Source organism: Microbacterium sp. No. 7, from assembly GCF_001314225.1.
GTDB lineage: Bacteria > Actinomycetota > Actinomycetes > Actinomycetales > Microbacteriaceae > Microbacterium.
Genome location: NZ_CP012697.1, coordinates 2,330,731 through 2,352,041 on the forward strand (window position 1 = coordinate 2,330,731; position 21,311 = coordinate 2,352,041).

34 protein-coding genes are annotated in these 21,311 nt (G+C 70.3%); 5 read left to right on the plus strand and 29 right to left on the minus strand.

Annotated elements, in window-relative coordinates:
* Nucleotides 1-3 precede the first annotated feature (3 nt).
* Nucleotides 4-330: a DUF4429 domain-containing protein gene (locus tag AOA12_RS10750; protein WP_054682597.1), complete on the plus strand. Its 327-nt coding sequence runs from the start codon at nt 4-6 to the stop codon at nt 328-330.
* 441 nt (nt 331-771) lie between these two features.
* Here AOA12_RS10750 and AOA12_RS10755 read toward each other — a convergent pair whose 3' ends face one another.
* From AOA12_RS10755 to AOA12_RS10860, 23 genes are all read right to left on the minus strand, one after another.
* On the minus strand, nt 772-1,221 hold the full coding sequence (locus AOA12_RS10755; RefSeq protein WP_054682599.1) for an XF1762 family protein: 450 nt from the start codon (nt 1,219-1,221) through the stop codon (nt 772-774).
* Nucleotides 1,218-1,409, minus strand: coding sequence for a hypothetical protein (locus AOA12_RS10760; protein WP_054682601.1), 192 nt, complete (start codon nt 1,407-1,409; stop codon nt 1,218-1,220). Before AOA12_RS10760 ends, AOA12_RS10755 begins: the two co-directional genes overlap by 4 nt.
* Entirely contained in the window at nt 1,406-2,068 is a 663-nt protein-coding gene (locus tag AOA12_RS10765; RefSeq protein ID WP_054682603.1) for a hypothetical protein, read from the minus strand. The genes AOA12_RS10760 and AOA12_RS10765 overlap by 4 nt, the downstream gene beginning before the upstream one ends.
* Nucleotides 2,065-3,390 carry a response regulator transcription factor gene (locus tag AOA12_RS10770; protein ID WP_054682605.1) on the minus strand — a complete coding sequence of 442 codons (1,326 nt, stop codon included), beginning with the start codon at nt 3,388-3,390 and terminating at the stop codon, nt 2,065-2,067. Before AOA12_RS10770 ends, AOA12_RS10765 begins: the two co-directional genes overlap by 4 nt.
* The gene (locus AOA12_RS10775; RefSeq protein WP_054682607.1) at nt 3,387-3,578 is read right to left on the minus strand and encodes a hypothetical protein; all 192 of its coding nucleotides are present in this window, start codon (nt 3,576-3,578) and stop codon (nt 3,387-3,389) included. Before AOA12_RS10775 ends, AOA12_RS10770 begins: the two co-directional genes overlap by 4 nt.
* Nucleotides 3,579-3,783: 205 nt before the next feature.
* A complete protein-coding gene (locus AOA12_RS10780; protein WP_054682608.1) occupies nt 3,784-4,104 on the minus strand; it encodes a hypothetical protein in 321 nt (106 codons plus the stop codon).
* The gene (locus AOA12_RS10785; RefSeq protein ID WP_054682610.1) at nt 4,101-4,454 is read right to left on the minus strand and encodes a hypothetical protein; all 354 of its coding nucleotides are present in this window, start codon (nt 4,452-4,454) and stop codon (nt 4,101-4,103) included. Before AOA12_RS10785 ends, AOA12_RS10780 begins: the two co-directional genes overlap by 4 nt.
* Nucleotides 4,451-4,669: a hypothetical protein gene (locus AOA12_RS10790; protein ID WP_054682612.1), complete on the minus strand. Its 219-nt coding sequence runs from the start codon at nt 4,667-4,669 to the stop codon at nt 4,451-4,453. The genes AOA12_RS10785 and AOA12_RS10790 overlap by 4 nt, the downstream gene beginning before the upstream one ends.
* 11 nt (nt 4,670-4,680) lie before the next feature.
* Nucleotides 4,681-5,928, minus strand: a complete 1,248-nt coding sequence (locus AOA12_RS10795) for an AAA family ATPase (RefSeq protein WP_054682614.1) — start codon at nt 5,926-5,928, stop codon at nt 4,681-4,683.
* Nucleotides 5,925-6,245, minus strand: coding sequence for a hypothetical protein (locus tag AOA12_RS10800; RefSeq protein WP_054682616.1), 321 nt, complete (start codon nt 6,243-6,245; stop codon nt 5,925-5,927). The genes AOA12_RS10795 and AOA12_RS10800 overlap by 4 nt, the downstream gene beginning before the upstream one ends.
* Complete coding sequence (locus tag AOA12_RS23600) at nt 6,242-6,985, minus strand: helix-turn-helix domain-containing protein (protein ID WP_054682618.1); 744 nt, start codon at nt 6,983-6,985, stop codon at nt 6,242-6,244. Before AOA12_RS23600 ends, AOA12_RS10800 begins: the two co-directional genes overlap by 4 nt.
* Nucleotides 6,982-7,383 (minus strand): hypothetical protein, encoded by a 402-nt coding sequence (locus AOA12_RS23605; protein WP_197280905.1) that lies wholly within the window; start codon nt 7,381-7,383, stop codon nt 6,982-6,984. Before AOA12_RS23605 ends, AOA12_RS23600 begins: the two co-directional genes overlap by 4 nt.
* Before the next feature lie 29 nt (nt 7,384-7,412).
* On the minus strand, nt 7,413-7,910 hold the full coding sequence (locus AOA12_RS10815; protein ID WP_156366470.1) for a hypothetical protein: 498 nt from the start codon (nt 7,908-7,910) through the stop codon (nt 7,413-7,415).
* The gene (locus AOA12_RS10820) at nt 7,907-8,116 is read right to left on the minus strand and encodes a hypothetical protein (protein ID WP_054682624.1); all 210 of its coding nucleotides are present in this window, start codon (nt 8,114-8,116) and stop codon (nt 7,907-7,909) included. The genes AOA12_RS10815 and AOA12_RS10820 overlap by 4 nt, the downstream gene beginning before the upstream one ends.
* Nucleotides 8,113-9,036, minus strand: a complete 924-nt coding sequence (bet, locus tag AOA12_RS10825; protein WP_054682626.1) for a phage recombination protein Bet — start codon at nt 9,034-9,036, stop codon at nt 8,113-8,115. Before bet ends, AOA12_RS10820 begins: the two co-directional genes overlap by 4 nt.
* Complete coding sequence (locus AOA12_RS10830; protein ID WP_054682628.1) at nt 9,033-9,860, minus strand: hypothetical protein; 828 nt, start codon at nt 9,858-9,860, stop codon at nt 9,033-9,035. Before AOA12_RS10830 ends, bet begins: the two co-directional genes overlap by 4 nt.
* Nucleotides 9,860-10,546 (minus strand): hypothetical protein, encoded by a 687-nt coding sequence (locus AOA12_RS23125; protein WP_054682630.1) that lies wholly within the window; start codon nt 10,544-10,546, stop codon nt 9,860-9,862. Before AOA12_RS23125 ends, AOA12_RS10830 begins: the two co-directional genes overlap by 1 nt.
* 2 nt (nt 10,547-10,548) lie before the next feature.
* Nucleotides 10,549-10,854, minus strand: a complete 306-nt coding sequence (locus tag AOA12_RS10840) for a hypothetical protein (protein WP_054682633.1) — start codon at nt 10,852-10,854, stop codon at nt 10,549-10,551.
* A gap of 8 nt (nt 10,855-10,862) precedes the next feature.
* Complete coding sequence (locus AOA12_RS10845) at nt 10,863-11,462, minus strand: hypothetical protein (RefSeq protein WP_054682636.1); 600 nt, start codon at nt 11,460-11,462, stop codon at nt 10,863-10,865.
* Nucleotides 11,459-11,617: a hypothetical protein gene (locus tag AOA12_RS23130; protein ID WP_156366471.1), complete on the minus strand. Its 159-nt coding sequence runs from the start codon at nt 11,615-11,617 to the stop codon at nt 11,459-11,461. The genes AOA12_RS10845 and AOA12_RS23130 overlap by 4 nt, the downstream gene beginning before the upstream one ends.
* A complete protein-coding gene (locus tag AOA12_RS10850; protein ID WP_054682638.1) occupies nt 11,614-11,829 on the minus strand; it encodes a hypothetical protein in 216 nt (71 codons plus the stop codon). Before AOA12_RS10850 ends, AOA12_RS23130 begins: the two co-directional genes overlap by 4 nt.
* Nucleotides 11,826-12,041, minus strand: a complete 216-nt coding sequence (locus tag AOA12_RS10855; protein WP_054682640.1) for a helix-turn-helix domain-containing protein — start codon at nt 12,039-12,041, stop codon at nt 11,826-11,828. The genes AOA12_RS10850 and AOA12_RS10855 overlap by 4 nt, the downstream gene beginning before the upstream one ends.
* Entirely contained in the window at nt 12,038-12,286 is a 249-nt protein-coding gene (locus tag AOA12_RS10860) for a helix-turn-helix domain-containing protein (protein ID WP_054682642.1), read from the minus strand. Before AOA12_RS10860 ends, AOA12_RS10855 begins: the two co-directional genes overlap by 4 nt.
* An 88-nt stretch (nt 12,287-12,374) precedes the next feature.
* Between AOA12_RS10860 and AOA12_RS10865 the strand changes: the two genes are divergently transcribed.
* From AOA12_RS10865 to AOA12_RS10875, 4 genes are read left to right on the plus strand one after another with little or no spacing between them, the layout of a single operon-like run.
* The gene (locus AOA12_RS10865) at nt 12,375-12,851 is read left to right on the plus strand and encodes a hypothetical protein (RefSeq protein WP_054682644.1); all 477 of its coding nucleotides are present in this window, start codon (nt 12,375-12,377) and stop codon (nt 12,849-12,851) included.
* Nucleotides 12,848-13,234 (plus strand): ImmA/IrrE family metallo-endopeptidase, encoded by a 387-nt coding sequence (locus tag AOA12_RS10870; protein ID WP_054682646.1) that lies wholly within the window; start codon nt 12,848-12,850, stop codon nt 13,232-13,234. The genes AOA12_RS10865 and AOA12_RS10870 overlap by 4 nt, the downstream gene beginning before the upstream one ends.
* Nucleotides 13,235-13,273: 39 nt before the next feature.
* Nucleotides 13,274-13,816 carry a hypothetical protein gene (locus AOA12_RS23135; protein WP_156366472.1) on the plus strand — a complete coding sequence of 181 codons (543 nt, stop codon included), beginning with the start codon at nt 13,274-13,276 and terminating at the stop codon, nt 13,814-13,816.
* On the plus strand, nt 13,816-15,003 hold the full coding sequence (locus AOA12_RS10875; protein ID WP_054682648.1) for a tyrosine-type recombinase/integrase: 1,188 nt from the start codon (nt 13,816-13,818) through the stop codon (nt 15,001-15,003). Before AOA12_RS23135 ends, AOA12_RS10875 begins: the two co-directional genes overlap by 1 nt.
* A 164-nt stretch (nt 15,004-15,167) precedes the next feature.
* Here the strand turns inward: AOA12_RS10875 and AOA12_RS10880 are convergent, their stop codons facing one another.
* The 6 genes from AOA12_RS10880 to AOA12_RS10905 form a co-directional block, all read right to left on the minus strand.
* Nucleotides 15,168-15,971 (minus strand): siderophore-interacting protein, encoded by an 804-nt coding sequence (locus tag AOA12_RS10880; RefSeq protein ID WP_054682649.1) that lies wholly within the window; start codon nt 15,969-15,971, stop codon nt 15,168-15,170.
* Nucleotides 15,971-16,585: an ECF transporter S component gene (locus tag AOA12_RS10885; RefSeq protein ID WP_054682651.1), complete on the minus strand. Its 615-nt coding sequence runs from the start codon at nt 16,583-16,585 to the stop codon at nt 15,971-15,973. The genes AOA12_RS10880 and AOA12_RS10885 overlap by 1 nt, the downstream gene beginning before the upstream one ends.
* Before the next feature lie 103 nt (nt 16,586-16,688).
* Nucleotides 16,689-18,164, minus strand: coding sequence for an amidohydrolase (locus AOA12_RS10890; RefSeq protein ID WP_054682653.1), 1,476 nt, complete (start codon nt 18,162-18,164; stop codon nt 16,689-16,691).
* Nucleotides 18,161-18,814 carry an FMN-binding negative transcriptional regulator gene (locus tag AOA12_RS10895; protein WP_054682657.1) on the minus strand — a complete coding sequence of 218 codons (654 nt, stop codon included), beginning with the start codon at nt 18,812-18,814 and terminating at the stop codon, nt 18,161-18,163. The genes AOA12_RS10890 and AOA12_RS10895 overlap by 4 nt, the downstream gene beginning before the upstream one ends.
* Complete coding sequence (locus AOA12_RS10900; protein WP_054682659.1) at nt 18,783-20,507, minus strand: DUF885 domain-containing protein; 1,725 nt, start codon at nt 20,505-20,507, stop codon at nt 18,783-18,785. Before AOA12_RS10900 ends, AOA12_RS10895 begins: the two co-directional genes overlap by 32 nt.
* Nucleotides 20,504-21,310: an ABC transporter ATP-binding protein gene (locus tag AOA12_RS10905; protein WP_054682661.1), complete on the minus strand. Its 807-nt coding sequence runs from the start codon at nt 21,308-21,310 to the stop codon at nt 20,504-20,506. Before AOA12_RS10905 ends, AOA12_RS10900 begins: the two co-directional genes overlap by 4 nt.
* Nucleotide 21,311 lies beyond the last annotated feature (1 nt).

Consider the following 21,311-nt stretch of genomic DNA (forward strand, 5'->3'; position numbering starts at 1 on the left):
GCCATGAGCGAGAGCATCAAGGCTGAGTCCCTGAATGGTTCGATCGAGTTCCTCGGGAACGGCGTCGTGATCAAGACGAAGGGGTCGTCGAAGACGATTCCGTTGGATCGTATTCAGGGGGTGGAGTTCAAGAAGGCGGGGCTCACGGCGGGGCATATCCGTCTGAGCGTGGCGGGGTCGGCGGCGCCGACGGTCGGCGGGTTCGGGAAGGTGCGGAACAAGGCGCAGCAGATGCAGCTGGATTCGGATGCGGTTCAGTTCTCGCGGGCGTCGAAGAACGCTGAGTTCGAGGCGGTCGCTGACGCGATCAATCGTGCCCTGCTGGGGTGACCCCGGCCGGGAGGAGCGGCGCTGAGTCGGGCGCTGGTGGGCTCGACTCCCGGCCGGGGAATGCGTGAGGCCGGTCTGCGCTGCCCCGGGGATGGGTTCGGGGCGGCTGACCGGCCTTCGCGTGTCCCTGTCGGACACGTGTGCAACTTTGAGATTAGGGGGCGACAGCACTCCGGGGTCAAGTCGTGTCGGAATCTCGGCGTGTCGGCCCGTGTGCGCCTGTCTCCCGCGCTCGCAGGGCGCGGAGGCGGTATCGGTGTGCTGGGTCGTTCCGGAGCCTCTGACGCCACCATGCGAGGAGTACGGCTTCGTCGACGACCCGGACGCGTTGCCCGTCGCGGGTGTCCCAGCTCATGGGCATGCCGTTCTTCCGCCAGCGGCCGATCGTGCGGCGGGATCGGTGGACGCGGTGGGCGGCTTCTCGGTAGCTCAGCCAGACAGTCATGGGACGGTCTCCCAGAGCGTGCGTGCGATGCCGTCATTGCGGTTCTCGCGGGGACGGCTCGGCGTGTCCCATCCGGAGCGTGGTGGGCGTTGAGCGATCACGCGGTATCCAGCTGCACGCAGGCTCGCGCCCGTCTCACCGTCCTGCGTGTAGGTGATGAGCCGGTCGTAGCCGAGCGCGAACGTCGCGCGCCGAGCGGCGCCGTAGAGCATGGAGTTGGCGTTGCGGGTGCCGTCCGTCGCAGTGCGGATCACCTCGAGCGTTGCCCCCTCGGATTGGATGACTCGGGATCGGGGGCGACCTATGATCGCGACGCCGACGAGGAGTGTGCCGCGCGCGACGCCGATGCTGAACTTGTGGCCGCGCGGCGGCAGGTGGTGACGATGGTGCACGGCGACGAAGTCGCGCGCATGCTTCAGGTCGACCGGGACTATGCGCAGGGTCATCCGTCGTCCTTGGGCCCGTGTTCACGCCAGTCGTCCTGCCATGATGAGTCGTCCTGTGCGTCGTAGTGGGAGTACCGGTGGCCGGCGTCTTCGGTGCAGACCGTGCCGTATGGGCCGGGCTCGGCGCATCCGTAGCGGGCGGTGACGCGGGCGATCTTCTCGCTGTCTTGGTCGAAGTATCCGGTCATGCTGCTGTTTCCTCGGTGTAGGTCTGTCCGCAGGTGCGGCATCGGGCGATGCGGATCGGTCTCGGGGAGCCGTTGGGGTTGTCGGCCCAGGTGAGGGCGACGGCCCGCTCACCGCAGGTCGCGCAGTGGCGGAGGCGGGCGCGTCGGGGGTGGGGGTGGACGCCGTAGCGGGCGCGGAGGCGCCGGATGAGGGCGTAGAGCGCGTCGCGGTAGTCGTCGAGCTCGTGGATGGTGCGGATCTGTTCGCCGTGGTCGATGAGCCATGCGATCGCGGTGAGCGCGAGGGTGCGGGCGGTGAGGGGGTCGGCGTCGGGGCGGGGATCGAGGGTGGGCGGGGCGGTGTCGGGCTGGATCCACGCGTGCACGGCGCCCAGGAGATCGACGAGCATGGCCCAGAGGTCGGTGGCGTCGACAGCCGCGCCCTTCGCCGTGATGGTGCCTTCGGTGGTGACGTCGAGGTGGTCGAGGATGGTGAGGTTGTCGACGTAGCCTCCGCCGGTGACGCGGGTCTGGTCTTGTCGGTGTGCGGCGATCGCGGGGATCGTCATGGTGATCATCGCGTCCATGAGGGGCGGGACGATGTCGAGGTGCCATTCGAGTTCGTCGGCGAAGCGGCGTGCTGCCTGGTCGGGGTCGATCGCGTCGAGAGGGATGCTCACGGGTTGGCCTCCGGGAGGGGGACGGCGAGGACGGCGGCGGCGCGCTCAGCGAGCACGTGGGAGACGATGCCGCGGGCTTTCCCCTGGGAGTGGATCATCTTGCGGGTGCTGGCGAACGAGAGGCCGGATGCGGTGGCGATGTCGGCGACGGTGAGGCCCGCGTGCATGAGGTCGCGCATGTGCGCTTGCACGGGGGCCGCGTCGATGAGCTCTCGGGCGGGAGCGCCTGCGGCGCGACGGCGGGCGGTGTCGGCGGCGTTCATCGCGTCGGTGCACGAGGGCGTCGCGGGGCATTCGGTGCGGCATCCGAGCTGGTAACCGTACGCAGTGCCGTGGTGCTGCCGCGGGCCTTCGGCGCGACGGCGAGCAACGTAGGCGCGGTGCCATGCCCGGTGCGCGTCGATGCACTCGGGGCGCCGGCATCCGCGCGCGTGGCACGCGTTCGTGCCGTGGGGCTGCAGCGTCGCGCCGTCCCACCGTGACCGCACGGACCTGCGCGCGGGCAGGGCGGCTTTGCGGCGCAGTTCGGCTGCCCACCCGATCGTGATGTCGAGCTCGTCGGCGATCTGCCGATCAGTCTTCCCCTCGCCATGGAGGCGGACGACGTCGGGGAGCCGGTCGGGACGCTCGCGCCGCGGTGCACGCTCGCTGCGCGGCACGGGGTGCGCTGGCAGGTTGAGACGGCGGCGGATCTGCGCGACCGCTCGGCGTGACTTGTCGACCTGTTCGGCGATCTGCAGATCGTTGAGGCCGGCGGCGTGCAGTTCGGCGACGCGCGCGTGGAGCGCGACGCGAGGACTCGGGCTCAGGTTCGGGTGGGTTTCGCGTGTGAGCCGGTTGGCGGGCAGGCCGACTTTGCGGCGTGCGTGCGCGATCGTGTGGCGTGCGACGTCGAGCTCGTCGGCGATCTCCGCGTCGGTACGCCCGTCGGCGTGGAGACGCGTCAGGGCGTCACGGATCGCGGTAGCGCGGGGCTCAGGACACGGTGCCTGTGGCTTCGGTTCGCGCTTGGGGGGTCTCGTGCGCTGTTCAGCCTTGCGGGTCTTCTCGCGTGCGGCAGCGGCGGCCTGTGCCTTCTCGCGGCGTGCGGCTTCCCGGTCGCGCTCACGCACGGCGGCCGCCTCGGCGATCTCCTCGGCGATGACCTGCGCCGGGGTCTCGCCGGCGTCGACGCGGCGCCGGAATCCGTAGTCGCCCGAGTAGCGGCGGTACACGTCACGGCATGACACGGGCGCGGGGCAGTGCGCGCCCCGGCATCCGCCGCGCCACCCGGCGGGAGTGCCGTGCACGTCGAGCTCGAGGATCGTCAACGTCGCGCTCATGACGTCGCCTTCGCGGGGAGCTCGCCGAGCGTGGTGCGCCACCAGATCCCGTGCGGCACGTTCATCGCTTCGAGCTCGACCGCCTGACCCGTGATGGTGCGGAGCGCCCAGCGGACGCTGCCGCACTGCACGACGTCGCCGACCTCCCACGTCAACGTCTTCGGGCGCGGAACCTCGGTCATCGTCATCTTGTTGCCTCCATGTCGGCGCGGCGCATCGCGTGGCAATCCACGCACGTGACGCCCTTCCAGTCCTGTGCTCTCGTCGTGCTCTTCCGGCCGCAGTACGCGCGGCCCGCGGTCGCGCCACTCCCCGGCGCGCAGACGCGCTCCGATGCCTTCGCGGACCTCGGGGCCCGGTGCCCATCCCGCCACGCCTTGACCGGCCCCTCGCTCATATCGGGTGCACCTCGTAGATCTCGTTGAACACGGTCCCCGCCGGGAATCGCGCACCGCAGGCGAGGCACGAGGAGGGGCGGCCGACGATGCAGCAGAGCGCGAGCGTGGCTTCCACACTCCGGCGGGCGAGGTGCAGGTGCTCCGTGCACAGCAAGGTGGTGCGGCCACAACACCTTGCGACCGCACGAACCTCGGCGCCGCGCACGCATTCGTCCGTCTCGCATGCGGCCGCGTCGTTGAGGTGCTCCTCCATCTCCGAGATCACGTCGTCGTCGAAGATCGGCGAGTCGAGCGGCGTCAGCAGGGGGGCGCTCACGATGCACCTGCCGTGTGGCAGGGGTGCCCGCACGGCGCCCACGTGTCGTGCACGGTAAGCACCTGTCCATCGCAGTTGCCGCACTTGCCCGCGACACACTCCGGATGCACCGGACCGTCGGCATCGAACCCATGCGAGACCGACTCGGGACGGTCCTCGCGCAGCGCGGCCTCCGCGTCGACGAGCGCACGCTGCAGCTCCCCGATCAACTGCTCGGCTTGCCCCCACGTCAGCGCGACGGTCGACTCCAGACCCCAGTGGTCGATGTCCGTGACCGTCACCTCGATGCGGTAGTCGTCCGCGACGTCCACCGTCGCGATCGTGACGACGATCTCCGTCTCGATGCTCACGATGCCTCCTCAAGGTCGAGGCCCGCGCGGATGCTCGCGCGCAGCCGATTCAGACGCTCTTGCCGTCGCGCCGACACCTGGTTCGCGTACTTCGCCGTGTCGACGTCGTCGAGCGCCGCCGTCCCCAACGCGAGCGCCGCGATCTCGTTCCCGACGCGGATCTCCCGCGCCAGGTCGTCGACGGCGTCCACCAGACGCCGTGTCTTCGTTGCCATGCCAGTTCCTCTCATCCGAACGTCGGTTCCCACGGCCAGACCTGCCCGCGCACGAGCTGCCTGGGCCACTCCCGCTTGTCTCTGTCGCCACGCCACCGCACGAGCGAGAACGTCGGCGACCGGCCCTCCCTCTGCTTGTCCCTCCTCAGCCCCAGACCGAACTCCGGCCAGCCGAGCAGCGCCGACGAGCCACGGGGACGCAGCTCTCGCTCTCCCGACGTCGAGCGGGCATGACCGGCATGCACCTCGATGAGCATCGCGACGTCCCGCTCGCGGAGACTGTCGAGCGCCTTCAGCACCGGCTGCACGTCCTCGTCAGTGTTCAGCGACCCGCCTGTCATGCGGTACAGCGGGCCGAGGACGACCAGATCGGGCTTGGCCTCGTCGATCCATCTGTGGATGCGGCCGATGTCGTCGGGACGGGTGATGTCCATCACAGGTTCGTTGCGCAGCGCGACGTGGTTGCGGGGGTCGCGGCGGCCGCGCATTGCGGCCTCATCGGCGAGACGGCGCGCCGACCGCCGCCACTGCCGTGCGCTGTTCTCGGCGTCGACGACGAGCACCTGGACCGGATCGATCGGCGAGAACCGGAACGGGTGAATCCCCGCCGCGCTGAGCATCGCCAGCTGACGCAGCATCACGCTCTTACCCGCCCCCTCGGACGCGGACAGCATGAGCCGGTCTTGCCGCTCCAGCAGGTCGGGAATCACCCAGTCGTACGCGTCGCTCTCCTCTGGCACGGCGAGCATGTCCCGCAGCCACACGACGCCCTCCGCGCCGCCAGCGGAGCGCATGTCGGTGATCGTGCGGAGATCCTGCTGCGCGCGCGCGATCATCACGCCCGGGTCGTCAGCGCCCTGCACGAGCCGCTGCCCGACGTCGGCCAGCAGACGCCGCACCGATGCTTCCCGCACCCGCGCGGCGAAGTAACTGCCACCGCCGCTGGTCGCGGTGTCGTGCCAGCGCGACAGGTCGCCGAGATCGACGCCACGAACATCCCACGCGGCGAGCCGGTCCCAAACGGCGAGGTAGTCGACGGGCCCGCCGGCGGCGTGGAGCTCGACGATGCCGCGAAAGATCACGCCGAGTCGCATGTCGTGGAAGTCGCCTCCGCTAACGACGCGCGCGAGCTCGGGGATCGTGTGCGGGTAGCGCATCGCTTCCCCGATGACGCGTTGCTCGATCAGCACGGCCGGATCAGGCTGCTGCGGCGCCGGCGCGTACGGGTCGTCCGGTGGGACATCGTCGAAGTCGCTCACGACTCGATCTCCGTCCGGCGCGCGACGGCGCGCCGATAGGCAGCCAGCGCGACAGGGTCCGCGTCGACGCGGTTGCCCCACTCGTCCTCCCGCTCCCCGAGCGCAGCGAGCAGCATCCGCTCAACACCGTCACGCACATGCGCTGGCGCGAGATACGCCGTCGACTCGCGGAAGTGCAGCCCTACCGCCTCGACAGCGAGCCCATAGTCGAGATCAGCGACGAGCTCGTGCCACGCGAGCACGGTCGCCTCCTCGAACCGACGGTTGTCGATGATCTGAATCCGCGTCAGCAGCGCCGCGGTCTCCTGGATGTTCACGGAATCTCCCTCCGCTGCGCGTCGAACGCGGCCTGCATACGGGCGCCCATCTCAAGCCCGACAAGCACTCGGGTGTTCGCGCCGACCGCTGTCGAGATGTCGCGCGGCTCGGGCGTGGGGTCGTTCCACCGCTCGCCGTTGAGCCACGTCGCGCCGTACGGCACGAACTGCTTCTCCGGCCTATGAGGTGACTCGGCGTACGCGCGGGCGGCGGCGACGACGGTCTCCGGCGCGGCCTTCTTGATCGCGCGCGCCCACGCAGCCTGTGCGCTCTTCTTCGCATCCTTCCTCGGCCAGACGGCCCAGAAGTCGTCGAATGAGCAAGAGGCTTTATCTACCTCTTCTCTATCTACCTCTATAAGAGGAGCCCACTGCTGCTCCTGGCCGGTCGCTTGCCCTTCCGTGTCCGGTCCCTTCGAGCGACCGGACAGATTGCCCGATCCCTCGAAGCGTCCGTTCGGATGCAGCGTGTAGCCGTCCGTCTTGCTGGTCGCGCGCCCCTCAGAGCCGCGTCGCGAGTGCCGATCGATCACCCCGAGATCCTCGAGGTGCTTCATCATCCGGCGGACCGTGCGTTCGCTGAGGCCAGATTCCTCAGCGATTTTCGCCTGCGACGGAAAGATCGACCCCATCCCAGCACGCGACGACAGCGATGCGTACACGAGGATCGCACTGCGCGGCACGCTCTTCTCGCGGATCATCCAGTTCGGCACCGCTGCGAACCCCTCAGCCCTGCTCATCGGCTCATCCCTCCGTCTACCTCGACTGCGCGGCCACCATCGGTCAGCAGCCACCACGTCCCGTCCATCCGCTGCACCGGCACGCGCTCCGGCCAGAACTCCTCCGTCGTCGCTGTCCGCGAGATCAGCAACCCCATCTCGATCGCGCGCGCACGCTCGTGCTCCGCCCAGCCGTGACACCCCGTGGTCCCAGAACCGTGCAAGATCAGACAGTTCGCGGGCGACGTCAGGCGATGCAGTTCGGCGACGACACGTGCATCGCGCGGCCGCTGCGGCACGCCGCGGCCGCGCGGCCGCCGATGGTGCGCGGACCAGCCGAACCCGCGCTCCTCCCACCGCAGCGGCCGACGGCAGAAGAAGCACGCCTCCCCGTCGCGCTCGAAGAACACGAGCCGCACCGTCCGCACTGTGAAGTCCCCCGCACCCATCACGCACCCCGCCGGCTACCCGCGAGCGCATAGGTGATCTCGACCTGCTTCGACTGCGTCTGCGTCGTCGACTTCGCCGACTCCGTCAACTCCGCGACACGCCTCGCGTAGTTGTATGCGATCTCCGCGACCTCGACGGCATCCGCGAGAGCCTCGGTGAGCTCCTCGACACGCGCGGCCTTCTCGTCGACGGTCAGCTTCTCCGTCTTCGCCTCCTCGCGAGCTGTGCGCTGCGCCGCGGCCTGCGCCCTCGCGAGCGCCCGCCGCGCCGCCGACCGCATCCGCTCCGCCTCCCGCAAGATCACGACGTTCTGCCCCGCCGCGTACTTCAGATGCTCGAGGTCCTCGATGATCGAGTCCGGCGTCTTCACGGTCCCGGGTCTCGGCGGTTGCCGAACGATTCGGCGACGCACGAGCTCCGCCCACTCCTCGATCTCCGCGGGCGAATGGACTGGCGGCTCGGCGGCGCCGTGCTCGATCGTCGACATGTCGCTCATCGCCAGACGCTCACCATCTGACGCCGGTCGAACTCGCGCACGACCTCGGCGCTGCCAGCGGTCCGCGTCACCAGATAGCGCTGCCCGTTCGCGCCACTCACGCGGGCCGTGACCTCGGGCCTGGGCCCGACGCTATCGATCTCGTCGCCGACGACGACGCTCTCGACAGGGACTGCGATCAGGCGCCGCACGCTCGTCGTGCTCATGACGCCTCGCTCGCGTACTCTGCGGCGACCTCGCGGTCGCACACCTGGCAGAGGCCGTTGTCAACGAACACGTCGCCGTCTTCCCGGCAGCGAGCGCACACGCCGCCCTGCTCTGCGCGGGCAGCGACGGGCGGGTCGTCGGCATCTCCCCGCTCCTCAGCGACGTGCTCGCCCGGGAGCGGGTCGCGCTGCGCCGACCGGGTGCCCGGCTCAAGCGACGGAGTAGCAGCACGCGGCGCACGCGGCGCCGGCTCGGCGGAGATCTCGTAGTCGACCTCCTCCTCCGTGTACAGGCCCGAGAGCTCCATCGGGAACGCACGCCGCAGCGCGAGCGCCTCGGCGACCTTCCCGAGCATCAGGTCCGGCATGCGCTCCCACATCGGTGAGAGCTTCTCCCCGACGATCTGGCGGTTCTGCCACTCAGGCACCGTCACCGCGTACGACTTCCACCGCGCGACGGCGAACAGCGGCTCGTCGAACCCGCGCCGCCGCACACCGACGCGCGCCGCGGCAGGCGGCTCGTCGGCGAGCCACACGTCGACCCACGTGACACCATCACCGGTCCACTCGATCGGCGTCTGCCCGGCATACTGCCCGGACCGCTGCGCGACGAGCCGGAACCCGTCAATGCTGACCGTGATCGTCCACTTCCCACCACGTTCGATCGCGTAGATCTGCTTCGCGATGGGATCGAGGCCGGTGCGCTGGCAGTGCGCGAGGAACGCGACCACCGTCGATCTCGGCGCCGGCTCGGCCGGACCGTTCTTCGGACGCTTCACCAGGCCGGCGGCATCCAGCAACGCCTTCTGGTCATCCGTCCACAGCTCCGGGTCGGCAGTCGTCGGCAGCGCGAGGGAATCCTCGATCTGCCTCGGCGCGATGCGCTTGGTCGCGAGGTGCTCGGCGATTGCGGTGCTCACAGCCATGCCTCCCCAGGCCGGTACAGCTCACCGATCACGAGCGCATCCATCTCCGACTCACCGCGAGGACCGTCCATCGCGCGCGCCACGCCAAGGGCCGCGTGGAAGATCGACCAGACCAGGTCGCCCTTCTCCATCTCGATGACGTGGTACCGCTCCTCCTCGAGGTGGATCACGACGTGGTCGGTGATGCCGATGCCCGCGAGGTCCACCTCGCCGCCGCCCTCACCGATGTAGAAGTCGGCACGCGCGTAGCCCTCGAGCTGCAGCGCCGTCTCGCCGTACACCGCACGCGACGTCTTGATGTCCGCGAGGAACACGCGTCCCGGGAACAGAGGCGACGTGAAGATGAGGTCCAGCGTCCCGCCGTACGGTGCATCGAGGTTGCAGATCGCGGCCTCCGTTACGACCGGCACAACCTGCCACTCGTTCAAGAACCGCACGTACTGGTCGACCTTCTTCGCGACCTCGTCCGGGATGCCCTCGACGCGCTCACCGTGCACGAGCCGCTGACCATAGGCGTGGACCGCGGTACCCTTCACCGCGGCACTGTTCCGCTTCCGCTCGTGCGCCTTCGACACCGTCTGGATGAACTCGGTGTACGGCGCCGTCGCGAGCTCGTCGCGCTTCTCCCACGCAAGCTGTGCAGCCTCGCCGGCCGCCCAGTTGATCAGCGCCGGCTTCGGCATACCGAGGCTGAGGATCTTCGTGACCGAGATGATCTTCTGCCCATCGAGGAGGTAGCCGTGGTTGCGGCCGTAGTTACGGCGACGGAAACGACCCGCCGAGACACCAGCGAGAGTCGCCTGCGATCGCGTAGCCATCACTGGCCCTCCGCCTCAGCCCAGCGCACCACCGTTGCCCTGCCGAGACGTCGAAGCGCCCGGTACTGCGCGACCCACAGCTCTTGCGTGGCCTCGTCCGCGGTCCACCGGAGCCGGCGGCGCTTGACCTCGGCCATCAGCGTGCCGAGCGTGCCCTCCCAGCACCCCACGTGGAGCCTGTGTCGCCCGTTGGCTGTGCGGTAGAGCGTCGCGTAGACGTTCTCCGACCCGATGGGGCCGACGACCAGGCACTGCCACGCGCGATCGATCTGCGCGTCGCCGGAGATCTGCGCGTCGCCGGAGATCCGCGCGTCGCCGGAGATCTGCGCGTCGCCGGAGATCCGCGCGTCGCCGGAGATCCGCGCGTCGCCGGAGATCCGCGCGTCGCCGGAGATCCGCGCGTCGCCGGAGATCCACGCGTCGCCGAAGATCCACGCGTCGCCGGAGATCCGCGCGTCGCCGAAGATCCGCGCGTCGCCGAAGATCTGCGCGTCGCCGAAGATCCACGCGTCGCCGAAGATCCGCGCGTCGCCGGATGGAAGATCTGCGGATTCGACCCATCCGCCGACTTCGCCGGCCTTCACGCCGTGACGCGGAATGTCCCTTGTCGCCCGGATCTGCCGGACTGTGATGCCCCAGGCGTTGACCTTCTCAATGCCCGTGAACTCGTAGCTGCGCTCGGCCATGATCAGTCCACCTCCGGGAGGTCGAGCTGCTCAACGCCGGTGCGCTCCTTGAGCGCCGCGTCCCGCAGATTCACCGCCTGCGCGATCGCCTTCTCGTCGTGCAGAGGTTCGATCGAGAAGGCCTTCACCACCGGGTACTGCTCGCCCGCGACGACCTTCTGCACGACCTCGTCGAGCGTGTACGTCACGATCGCGACGATCGGCTGCGCCGACCCCGCCTGCTCGATCAGTTCCTCCTCGAGCCCGTAGAACCCGTTCCGCTCCTCCGGGGGCACACCCCTCGCGAAACTCGTCGGCTTGATGTCCATCGCTTCCCTCATCCCTGCGAGCTCGCGCCCGCTCCCACCGGCCACGGCACCTTGCCGTGCGCCGAAACTTGCTTCGCCGTGAGCCCACCTGGCCACGACATCCCCAGCGCCACCCCGCCCGCCGCGGCGAGCACCACCGCGTCAGCGACGTCGAACCGCCCCGCGCCGTACGCCGGCACTCCCGCCGCCGGGAACAGCTGCGAGGCAGCTGCGTGCACCGCCTCCTTGCGCGCATTGCCCGAGCCCGCGAGGATCGCTCGCGTCTTCGGCGGCACGACCGCCACCGGCCCACGCGCGAGGAGCTGATCGATCAGCAACCAGCGCAGCCCCGCACGCTCATCCGCGAGCGCCGCATGCCTCGCACCGATCGCGGGCCCCTCGACGACCGCGAGGTCGTGCTCTTCAGGGCAGAGCGCCAGGATCTCCGTCAGCATCAACCGGATGCGACGACGCATCGACCGCACACCCGACTGCTCCGGCGCCGTCGTGCGTGCACGCCACCACTCCCACCGGACCGGCTCGACCTGCCCCTCAGCCCCGACGCCGAGCTCCAAGCGCACGCACCCGCTGATCGTGAGCGACGTATCGAACCCGAGAACGACGCTCACAGGATCACCGCCAGACCCACACCCGCCGCGATCAGCGCCACCAGACCGGTGGACGCGCCAACCACCATGCCGACGCGTGTCAGGGTGTCTTCGCGAAACTCGACCGGCATAGGGGCTCCTGCGGCTTCCTGCGCCGACACGGGCTCAAGGTTCATTCCGACACCTCCGGGGAGGATCCCGCCGGCGACGGGAGACGGTCGCCGGCGGCGGGAGACTGAGGGCGCCGACGCAGCAGCACGACGGCGAGCGCGATCGGCGCACTCGCGCAGATCAGGTCGGCCGAGTTGATGCCCGGCGCGAGAGCCGCGGGCGTCGACGCGACCGCGGCCGCCACGATCAGCACGGCGAGGACCAGGCGGGCGATCACGACGCCTTCCTCAGCGGCGTGATCTTCGCGGCCTGGTGGACGCACTTCTCGCCATCCAGCCAGGCTTCAAGGCAGTCCTCGCGAACGCTCCACCGGCCTCCGGTGCTCGCCTGCGTGCCGTGCAACTTCTTGCCTTCGAGGGCCTTCCGCACGGTCACGGGGTGCTTCCGAGCGATGACCGCGACCTCCGCGACCGTCAAACGCGCGCTCACCTCGACACCGCCTCGGGGGCATCGACCGCGACGACTACCTCGCCGAGACCGAGACCGAACGCGTCAGCGATGTTCCAAGCCGTCCGGATCGTGGGCTCGTCGCCCGCGCGAAGTCGAGAGAGCGTGGAGCGGCTGACTCCGATCATCCGGGCGAAGGCGTCGTCGCTCTTCACGCCCGAGTTGAGCTTGAGGCGATCGAGCAGGCCGGGACGGATCCTCACCTGCTGCTCATCTGTCCGATTCATAAGTCAAGTGTCCGATTCGCGGGTCATGCTGTCAAGCTCATCGGACGAATGACTTGCGAATGAGTCATCGGTGAGTCATCCTTGAGACATGAACGAGACGATGCGATGGATCGACGACGTGCGCGGATCCGACTCCATCCGCGAGGTTGCGCGCCGAGTCGGCATGAACCAGGGCACACTCAACCGTCAGCTCAATCTCGGCCAGGTCACCTTCGAAACGGCCCGCGACATCGCCCGCGAGTACAGACGTCCCGTACTTGCCGATCTGGTGCGGCTAGGGCATCTCACCCCCGCAGATGTTGGTGTCGACTCGCTTGAGAGTGCTTTGCGAGCAGCGTCAGAGGCGCAGCTCACCCTCGAGATCGGCCGACGTCTGGGGCTCTCCCCTACGTCCACACTCTTTGACGCACCGATTGGTGAGGCGGTTGACAAGGCATCGAGCATCGTTCAGGCCAGGCTCGGCGCCGAACGCTCTCCTGACAACGAGTCTTCGCGCGAGAGCGTCGCTCTGGCTGCGTCGGACGATCCGGATTGGCAGGCACGCCAGGAGGCGGAGGCGGAATGATCGATCTGCATGCGCTGATCGGCGAGCTCGGCGTGCGCGTCGAGTACACGACGACGGGGCTGCCGCCGGAGCGCCTTGGCGCGTACCTCGATGACGAGCGTCTCATCCTCCTCCGGTCGTCGCTCTGCGGCGCGCTGGAGCAGGAGACCCTCGCCCACGAGTACGCCCACGCGCTCTACCGTGACCGCACCCGGCATCCCGCCGTCGAATGGCGGGCATGGCGCACCGCCGCGCAGCTGCTCATCGATGAGCGGGCCTACGCCGCAGCCGAGCGGCTCAGCGACAACGCCTGGTACATCGCGCGCGAGCTCGGCGTCACGGTGCGCATCGTCGAGGCCTACCGGAAGGCCATCCACCGCGGCGAAATTCGCCTTGCCGCGTGACGACTGGACACCAGCAGCGAGACACCCTTAGGAGGAACCATGTCGTGGTTCAGTCGCAAACCGAAGGCCCGGATCGTATCCGTGTCCTTTCGCAGCCTCACATCAACGACACCAGCAGACCCCGAGCGTGCCTACGCCTACGTTTGGGAACTGCCCGAGTCGCCAGTCGTTGGCATGCGTGTGATCGTTCCTGGCGGCGACGGCAAGTCAGCGCCAGCGGTCGTCGCTGAAGTCGACGTGACCGTGCCCCGCAGCGTCGATCTGAAGGCGGTCTCGCGAATCGTCGCACCTGAGGAGATCACCGCCGCGCACGCTCATGACATGGATGAGGCGACAGCGTGGCTGGAGATGGCCCGGAAAGCAGCCGGCCTCCCCTCATCGACGCGACGGCGCACGGCACCCCAGGGATACCCGCCGATCGCTCCTGCTGACGGTGAAGCAACACCCCAGGAGGCCAACGAGCACGGGAGGATGTGGTGGCGTGCGTACAAGCTGGCTCAGGAGATGAACCGTGATGCCGATGAGATCAAGCGGTTCGGCTCAATCGCGCACCGGTGGTATGCGATCCGGGACCGTGCCTGATGGCGTGGACTGAGAAGCTCCCCTCGGGCCGCTACCGGGGCATGTACCGGCTCCCGAACGGCGAGAAGCGCTCGGCGGGCACGCACGCGCACAAGAAGGCCGCGAGGGACGCCGCCGTCGAGGCCGAGGGCAAGGTGAAGCGCCCCGGGTGGCGCGATCCGCGCGTCGGTCTCACGACGTGGGGTGAGTGGTGCGACATCTGGTGGCCGTCGCGCGCGATCGAGCCGCAGACCGCGGCGTCCGAGGAGTCGATCATCCGCAACCACATCATGCCGCGGTGGAAGGACGCGCCGCTCGCGGAGATCAGCCGACACGACGTGCAGGCGTGGGCGACGCAGCTGCTCGTCGAGAACGTCGCTCGCAAGGACGGTGAGGTCAACGAGGACGAGCCACGCACCCGCAAGCCCGCGACCGTGCGCCGCATCCTCAACGTGCTCGTGTCATCGCTCACGGCCGCGGTCGATGCCGAGATCATCGTCGCGAATCCGGCCGTGCGCATCAAGCTGCCCCCGACCCACGCACAGCCTCCGGTGTTCCTCACCCGCGAGCAGTACGCGGCGCTCTCGGCCGCAGTACCAGGAAGCCAAGACCGGGCGCTGCTCGACTTCCTCGTCGGCACCGGACTGCGTTGGGGCGAGGCCTGCGCCCTCCACCTGCACAACCTCGACCTGCAGCACGCGATGGTCACGGTCTCCGACGTCACCGACGGCACCGAGATCAAGCCCTACCCGAAGGGCCGGCGCACGCGCCGCGTGCCGCTGTTCCAGTGGGCCGTCGACGAGCTCGTCGTGCCCGACCCGCGCCCGTGCGGCGTGAAGCACCGCCACGAGCGCTCCTGCCCCTCCGGGCTCGTGTTCCCTGCCGCGCGCGGCGGCGTGCGCGACGACCGCAACTTCACGCAGCGCGTGCTGCAGCCCGCCCTCAAAGCGGCAGGGCTCGGGGATCTCGATCTCACGCTGCACGACCTCCGCCACACGTACGCGTCGTGGCTCGCGATGGATGGCGTGCCGCTCGGGAGGATCGCCGACCTGCTCGGGCATCGGAGCATCACGACGACGGAGATCTACGCGCACTTCTTGCCGACGACGGCGACCGATATCGCGCACGCGATGCGCGACCCGCGTGGGGCAAACGTGGGGCAGACCTCGGCAATACGCGGCTACACGGGACTACACGCGGTTACATGAGAATCGCCGCCTGATCAGCCATAAGCTACACCCGGCTACACTGCGCTTCACCCCGCTACACCCCCGAAAGCGGGTTCACACGGAAGAGGTCATCAGTTCGAGTCTGGTATCGCCCACCGGAAGAGGCCCGGAATCACGCGTGAGTCGCGGATTCCGGGCCTCTCTCAGCGTGCGGGCGACCGCCAGTAGCCGCAGAAGGCGACATCGGCCTTCGGGATGCCCCGGGCGACGAGGTGCCGGCGCACCCCGGTGGCCAGCGACGCCTCGCCGGCGGCGAACGCGTAGGTCCCGGACGAGGAGAGCCCGTCGTCGTGCTCGACGTGGGCGAGCGCCGACGCTCCGGGCCGGCTCCCTGGCGCACGCGGCAGCCAGCGGATCTCGACGCCCTGCGGCGCGCGGAGGTCCTGGCGGTCGGCCGGATCGGGGATCTCGATCACCGCGACCCCGCGGGCCGTGTCGGGCAGGGAGGCGCAGATGCCGGCGATCGCGGGGAGCGCCGTCTCGTCGCCGACCAGCAGGAAGCGGGCGGCGTCGGGGGTCGGGGCGAACCCGATGCCCTCGTCGAGCACCGCGATCTGCGTCCCCGGCCGGGCGGACCGCGCCCAGCCGGATGCGACGCCTCCCGCGTGCAGCACGAGGTCGATGTCGATCCGCGTCCCCGAGCCCTCGCGGCGGAGCTCTCGGACGGAGTAGTTCCGCATGTGCGGGCGCACGCGCGCCGGGGTGGCGAGGAACTGGGCGTAGCCGATCAGGTCGCCGCGGCCGGGGAGGCGGAACTCGGCCTGCCCGTCGCGGGGGAAGAAGAACCGGAACCACTGGTCGAACCCCATGGGCGCGAACGCGTCCAGCTCGCCGTCTCCGATCGTGATCCTGAGCACGTGCGGCGACACCTGCTCCCGCCGGAGGACCTCGCCGCGGAGCATCCGCTGGACGGCGGGCTTGACGGGCCGGCTGTGATCGCGAGCCATCAGAGACGCGGCTCCGCGTCGCCGGCGGCGTCCGTCGCCCCCGTGCCCGCGGCGGACCGTCGGCCGTTGCGACGACGGTCCTCGGCGAGCTGCACGCCGCGGAGCACGCCGACATGGGCGAGCTGGGCGGCGAGGAGCTGGGCGATCAGGACCGTGAGCAGGAGCACCACGGCGAGGATCAGCGGCAGGCCGATCTGCAGCACGACCGTCGAGGAGACGAGGTCGTAGGCGAAGAACCAGTACACGCTGTAGAACGCCGCCGCCCACAGCGCCATGACGAAGAACAGCCAGGGACGCCAGTAGCGGTAGCCGCCCAGGAGGAAGGGCAGCTCCATCAGGACGCCGATGATCACGAAGACGGAGACGCTGATGATCCCGGTGGGCACGAACGGCACCTGCACGAGGCCTGCGATCACCGAGGTCAGCAGTCCGACGCCGCCGCGTCGCAGGGCGGCGAGAGCCACCACTCCGGGGAGGAAGTAGAGGCCCGCGGCGACGCCCAGCAGCATCGGGGCGACGACGACCAGCATGTTGAAGAGGTACGCGTTCCCGATGTTCGCCAGACCGCCCGCGACGCCGATCGCGGCGCACGTCAGCAGCAGCCGTGTGGTCATGGTCTCCTCCAGCCGGACGCCGGTAAGGCAACCCTCACCGATCGTAGGTCGTCTCCCGGGTCCCGGGCAATCATGGATGCCGGCGCGCGCCGCTGCGCGCGCCTCACAAGTCGCGCCACGTGAAGCGGCCGGCGAGGAGCGTCGCGGACACCGGCATCGTGCGAAGCTCCTGCCCGTCCGACGCCCGCGGGTCGCGGTCGACGACGACGAGATCCGCCGGCTGGCCGGTCTGGAGCGTCGTGCGCGCGGATGCGGCGAGCGCGACGTCCACCGGCAGCCGCTGCTCCGGGTGCCAGGGGGATCTGCCGTCGCGGCTCCGCGCGGTCGCGGCGGAGATGGCGATCCAGGGGTCGAGCGGCGCGACCGGTGCGTCCGACCCCAGCCGCAGCCGAGCACCCGCTCGATGGAGGGAGCCGAACGCGAACGCCCGTCCGGTCCGGCCCGCCCAGTGGTGCTCGGCGGCGTCACGATCGTCCATGGCGTGCTCGGGCTGGACGCTCGCGACGACGCCCAGCTGCCCGAACCGTGCGAAGTCGTCCTCCCGGACCAGCTGCGCGTGCTCGATCACGCCTCGCATCCTCAGCGCCGCGAAGACGTCGAGCACCTCGCTGTTCGCCCGATCCCCGATCGCGTGCACGGCGGCCTCGATGCCCGCGGCACGAGCGCGGGCGAGAAGGGCGCGCAGGTCGGGGATCCGGACGCTCTCGACGCCGGCGGCGAGCGGATCGGCGGCATCGGCGCCGGGATAGGACTCCCAGCACCAGGCGGTCCTGGTGTTGAGGGAGCCGTCCACAATGACCTTCAGCGGACCGACCGAGACGAGGCCGGAGCGGTCGACGGTGTCGCCGGTGCGCAGCCCGGCCGAGATGACGCGGTCGAGCCGGTCCGGCCAGATCGCGGCGACCACCCGGAGTGCGGTCACGCCCTGCGCCGTGCGATCGGCCCACTCGGCGATGTTGTCGGCCTTCTCGAAGTCGACCACGCCGACCACGCCCCTGGACGCCGCCGCCTCCGCGGCCTCGGCGAAGGCGGAGAGGGGCGTGGATCCCTGGTCGTCGAGAAGGTGCAGCGCATCGATCCACGGCGTCTCACGGAGCAGGCCCGAACGGTCCACGGCGACGCCGAGCCGGGCGGCGGCCGCGGAGTTCAGCCATCCGCAGTGCAGGTCGCCGCTGATGAGCACCGCCGGAACGTCGGCGACGGCCTGGTCGAGGTCGCTCAGCGTCGCCTGGTCGGGCCAGAGCACGTCGCGGAACCCGTATCCGACGAGGAAGCCGCCCTGCAGCGGCCATCCCCGTGAGCGCGCCGCGCGGGCGGCGTCGAGCACCTCTCGCGCGCTGGCGGTGCCGGTGAGGTCGACCCTCCTGTGCCGGCTGACGTGTTGCGTGAAGTGCACGTGCGCGTCCCACAGGCCAGGGCCGATCCAGCGTCCGTCGGCGTCGACGACCTCCCCGACGGCCTCCGCCCGGCCCGCTCCCGTGATCCGGTCGATGAGGCCGCCGCGGACCACGATGTCGACAGGGTCTCCGCCGTACGGCCGCGCGCGCCGGATGGTGAGGTCGGCCGCGGGCCCGGTCACGCCTCGCCCCTCAATCCACGGGCACGCCGGTCCCGCACGAGCGCCATCCGGTGCGCGAGCGCGTCGTTCTGATAGGGGCCCGGACGACGCAGTGCCTCGATGACCCGGTCGACGACCTCCGCCGGCTTGTCCTGGCTCATCTTCTCCTTGGCCTCGAACCGGGAGACCGCGACACGGAAGCCGACCGTGCCGTGCGCGATCCTGCCCGCGTACTCCGCGTTCTCGCACGTCCTGCCCATCAGGTACGGCTCGGGCATCGGCTCTTCGAGGCGCCGCACGAGCCGATCCAGCACCTCCAGGTTGTCGGCGTCGGAGAGGATCTCCGGGGTGCCGTGCAGATGGGCGGCGACGAAGTTCCAGGTGGGCACCGCGGGCGCGGTCCGGTACCAGCCCGGCGAGACGTAGCCCTGCGGGCCGTACGCGATCAGCATCACCTCGTGGCGGCCGAGCCCGTGGAGCCTCTCGTCGGGGCGCCCGAGGTGACCGAGGAGCACGAGACCCTCGGCGTCCTCCTCGAGCAGCACCGCGCAGTGCGACGCCACCAGCCCCGCACCGGGCACGTGGCTCACCATCGTCACCCACGGGTTCTCCCGCACGAGCGCGCGGACCGCGGCGAGCTCAGTGAGCTCGTAGTCCGGATTGTGCCGCACGTCCCGCCTCCTCCCCCTCGACGTCGTCCCGGCGCAGAGCGGAGCGGAGCGTGTCGAGCCCGAGCCCGCCGTGGGCGAGGGCACGCCCGTGGAAGCGCCTCAGGTCGAAACCGGGGCCGGTCTCCGCCTCCGCGCGCAGCTGCTCCCAGCAGCGCTGGCCGACCTTGTAGGACGCCGCCTGGCCCGGCCATCCGAGGTAGCGGTCGATCTCGAACTCGATGTAGGCCGGGTCGAGCGGCACGTTCGCGGCGAGGAAGTCCCGGGCGAACGACCGATCCCACTCGCCCGCGCCGTCCGGTCGGCGCTTTCGGAGATGCACCCCGATGTCGATGACGACCCGCGCGGCGCGCATGCGCTGGGCTCCGAGCATCCCGAGCCGATCGGCGGGGTCCGCATGATGGCCGAGCTCGTCCATCAGCCTTTCGGAATAGAGCGCCCAGCCCTCGGCATGGCCGGAGGAGCCGGCCAGCAGTCGCCGCCACGCGTTGAGGTCCGCGTGATTGAGCACCGCGGTGCCGATCTGCAGATGGTGCCCGGGAACGCCCTCGTGGAACACGGTGGTGCGCTCGCGCCAGGTCGAGAACTCGTCGATGCCGTCCGGCACCGACCACCACATCCGGCCCGGGCGCTCGAAGTCGTCGCTCGGCCCGGTGTAGTAGATGATCCCCGTCGCGCTCGGGGCGATCATGCACTCCAGCCTTCGCAGGGGGGCCGGTATGTCGAAGGCCGTCCCGTCGAGGGCGGCCATCGCCTCGTCGCTCGTCCGCTGCATCCAGTCCCGCAGCGCCTCGCGCCCGCGGATGCGTCGCCCAGGATCCGCGTCGAGGTGGGCGATCACGGAGCGCACGTCTTCGCCCGGCAGGACTCGGGCGGCGACGCCCTCCATCTCGGCCGTCAGGAGCTCGAGCTCGTCGAGGGCCCACTCGTACGTCTCGTCGAGGTCGATCCTGGCTCCGAGGAAGCCTTCGGACGCCAGGGCGTACCGCTCGCGACCGGCCGCGTCGTCGTCGCCGCACCCCGGCACCAGGTCGTCGAGAGCCGCCGCCAGGGAGGAGAAGGCCGATCGTGCGGCGTCCGCGGAGGCGCTCACCTCCCGGTCGTCAGCGCCTGCCGCCGCCGACTCGGCGACGAGCCGATCGAGAGAGCCGTCGGCGGCGGCGCGCCTGGCCTGCCCCGCCGCGGCGAGCACCTGTCGTCGCGCCGGTCGCCATCCCTGCGCGAGCCCGTCGCGAAGGGTCGCCCCGTAGGCGGCGACCGCCGCCGGCAGATCGCGCAGGCGCGCGGACACCGCGGCCGAGTCCTCCGCGGCGCCCTTGGGCATGGCCTCGATCGCGAGACGGAAGGCCTGCACCGGCGACGACACGACGTTGACGTCCAGATAGTGGAAGCCCGCGTCGTACCGTGCCACCGCCGATGTCAGCTGGGAGCGCAGCTCCGCCGCGGTGACCCGGTCCGTCTCGTCCACGGGGGTGAGACGCTCCAGCTCGCTCAGCACGCGCCGCTGCTCGGCAGCGACCCGTGCATGGCCCTCGACGCTGTAGTCGTCCCACCGGGACGGGTCCGCCGCTCCGACGCCACGATAGCCGGCGGTCGTCGGGCACAGCAGGGCGAACGCCGCCAGCCACCGCTCCGCGAGTCGGTCGATGTCGGTCCAGGCGCGCGTGGACTCGGATGTCGTGGATTCGGATGTCACGGTGTCTCCTTGACGGGCGTACGGGGTCGGCGGATGGTGAATCCCGGTCGCCCGGGGATCGAGTCGAGGAGCTCGCGCGTGTACGGCGACGCGGGAGACGCGAAGACCTGCCCGGCGCGACCACGCTCCACGAGGAGGCCGCCGCGCATCACGACGAGCTCGTCGCTCACGGCGCGGACCACGCCGAGGTCGTGCGAGATGAACACCATGGTGAAGTCGAGTCGCCGGTGGAGGTCGCCGAGCAGCGCGAGCACGTCCGCCTGGACGGAGACGTCCAGGGCGGAGGTGATCTCGTCGGCGATCACCACCGCGGGGCCCACCATCAGAGCGCGGGCGACGGCCACCCGCTGGCGCTGCCCTCCGGACAGCTCGTGCGGATAGCTCCCGGCGACGGCCGCCGGCAGCCTCACCAGCTCCAGCCATCGCACGATCTCGTCCCTGTGGCGCCTGACGGCGGCGCTCCGCGGATCCAGGGCCTCCGCGAGCGTCTCCGCGACGGTGCGGCGAGGGCTCAGGGAGCCGTAGGGGTCCTGCGGGATCAGCTGCACCCGTCGCCGCTGCCGCACCGCGTCGGCGCCGCGGACTCCGCGCGGGTCGACACCCCCGACGAGGACGCTTCCCTCATCGGGGCGCACGAGCCCGACGAGGAGCTTCGCCAGAGTGGACTTGCCCGAGCCGGACTCGCCCACGACGCCGAGGGTCTCCCCCGCCCGCACGGCGAGGTCGATCCCGTCCAGCGCCGCACGACCGCCGAATCTGACCGTCGCCGCGCGGACGTCGATCGCCAGTGCCTCCTGTCCCATC

Coding starts and splice junctions, on each gene's coding strand:
- AOA12_RS10815 (WP_156366470.1), bottom strand. CDS start 7,910: ATGAGCGACATGTCGACGATCGAGCACGGCGCCGCCGAGCCGCCAGTC.
- AOA12_RS10870 (WP_054682646.1), top strand. CDS start 12,848: ATGATCGATCTGCATGCGCTGATCGGCGAGCTCGGCGTGCGCGTCGAG.
- AOA12_RS10880 (WP_054682649.1), bottom strand. CDS start 15,971: ATGGCTCGCGATCACAGCCGGCCCGTCAAGCCCGCCGTCCAGCGGATG.
- AOA12_RS10760 (WP_054682601.1), bottom strand. CDS start 1,409: ATGACCGGATACTTCGACCAAGACAGCGAGAAGATCGCCCGCGTCACC.
- AOA12_RS10905 (WP_054682661.1), bottom strand. CDS start 21,310: ATGGGACAGGAGGCACTGGCGATCGACGTCCGCGCGGCGACGGTCAGA.
- AOA12_RS10830 (WP_054682628.1), bottom strand. CDS start 9,860: ATGGCTACGCGATCGCAGGCGACTCTCGCTGGTGTCTCGGCGGGTCGT.
- AOA12_RS10790 (WP_054682612.1), bottom strand. CDS start 4,669: ATGGCAACGAAGACACGGCGTCTGGTGGACGCCGTCGACGACCTGGCG.
- AOA12_RS10875 (WP_054682648.1), top strand. CDS start 13,816: ATGGCGTGGACTGAGAAGCTCCCCTCGGGCCGCTACCGGGGCATGTAC.
- AOA12_RS10860 (WP_054682642.1), bottom strand. CDS start 12,286: ATGAATCGGACAGATGAGCAGCAGGTGAGGATCCGTCCCGGCCTGCTC.
- AOA12_RS23600 (WP_054682618.1), bottom strand. CDS start 6,985: ATGAGCAGGGCTGAGGGGTTCGCAGCGGTGCCGAACTGGATGATCCGC.
- AOA12_RS10885 (WP_054682651.1), bottom strand. CDS start 16,585: ATGACCACACGGCTGCTGCTGACGTGCGCCGCGATCGGCGTCGCGGGC.
- AOA12_RS10755 (WP_054682599.1), bottom strand. CDS start 1,221: ATGACCCTGCGCATAGTCCCGGTCGACCTGAAGCATGCGCGCGACTTC.
- AOA12_RS10770 (WP_054682605.1), bottom strand. CDS start 3,390: ATGAGCGCGACGTTGACGATCCTCGAGCTCGACGTGCACGGCACTCCC.
- AOA12_RS23135 (WP_156366472.1), top strand. CDS start 13,274: ATGTCGTGGTTCAGTCGCAAACCGAAGGCCCGGATCGTATCCGTGTCC.
- AOA12_RS10775 (WP_054682607.1), bottom strand. CDS start 3,578: ATGACGATGACCGAGGTTCCGCGCCCGAAGACGTTGACGTGGGAGGTC.
- AOA12_RS10820 (WP_054682624.1), bottom strand. CDS start 8,116: ATGAGCACGACGAGCGTGCGGCGCCTGATCGCAGTCCCTGTCGAGAGC.
- AOA12_RS10840 (WP_054682633.1), bottom strand. CDS start 10,854: ATGGACATCAAGCCGACGAGTTTCGCGAGGGGTGTGCCCCCGGAGGAG.
- AOA12_RS23130 (WP_156366471.1), bottom strand. CDS start 11,617: ATGAACCTTGAGCCCGTGTCGGCGCAGGAAGCCGCAGGAGCCCCTATG.
- AOA12_RS10750 (WP_054682597.1), top strand. CDS start 4: ATGAGCGAGAGCATCAAGGCTGAGTCCCTGAATGGTTCGATCGAGTTC.
- AOA12_RS23125 (WP_054682630.1), bottom strand. CDS start 10,546: ATGGCCGAGCGCAGCTACGAGTTCACGGGCATTGAGAAGGTCAACGCC.
- AOA12_RS10865 (WP_054682644.1), top strand. CDS start 12,375: ATGAACGAGACGATGCGATGGATCGACGACGTGCGCGGATCCGACTCC.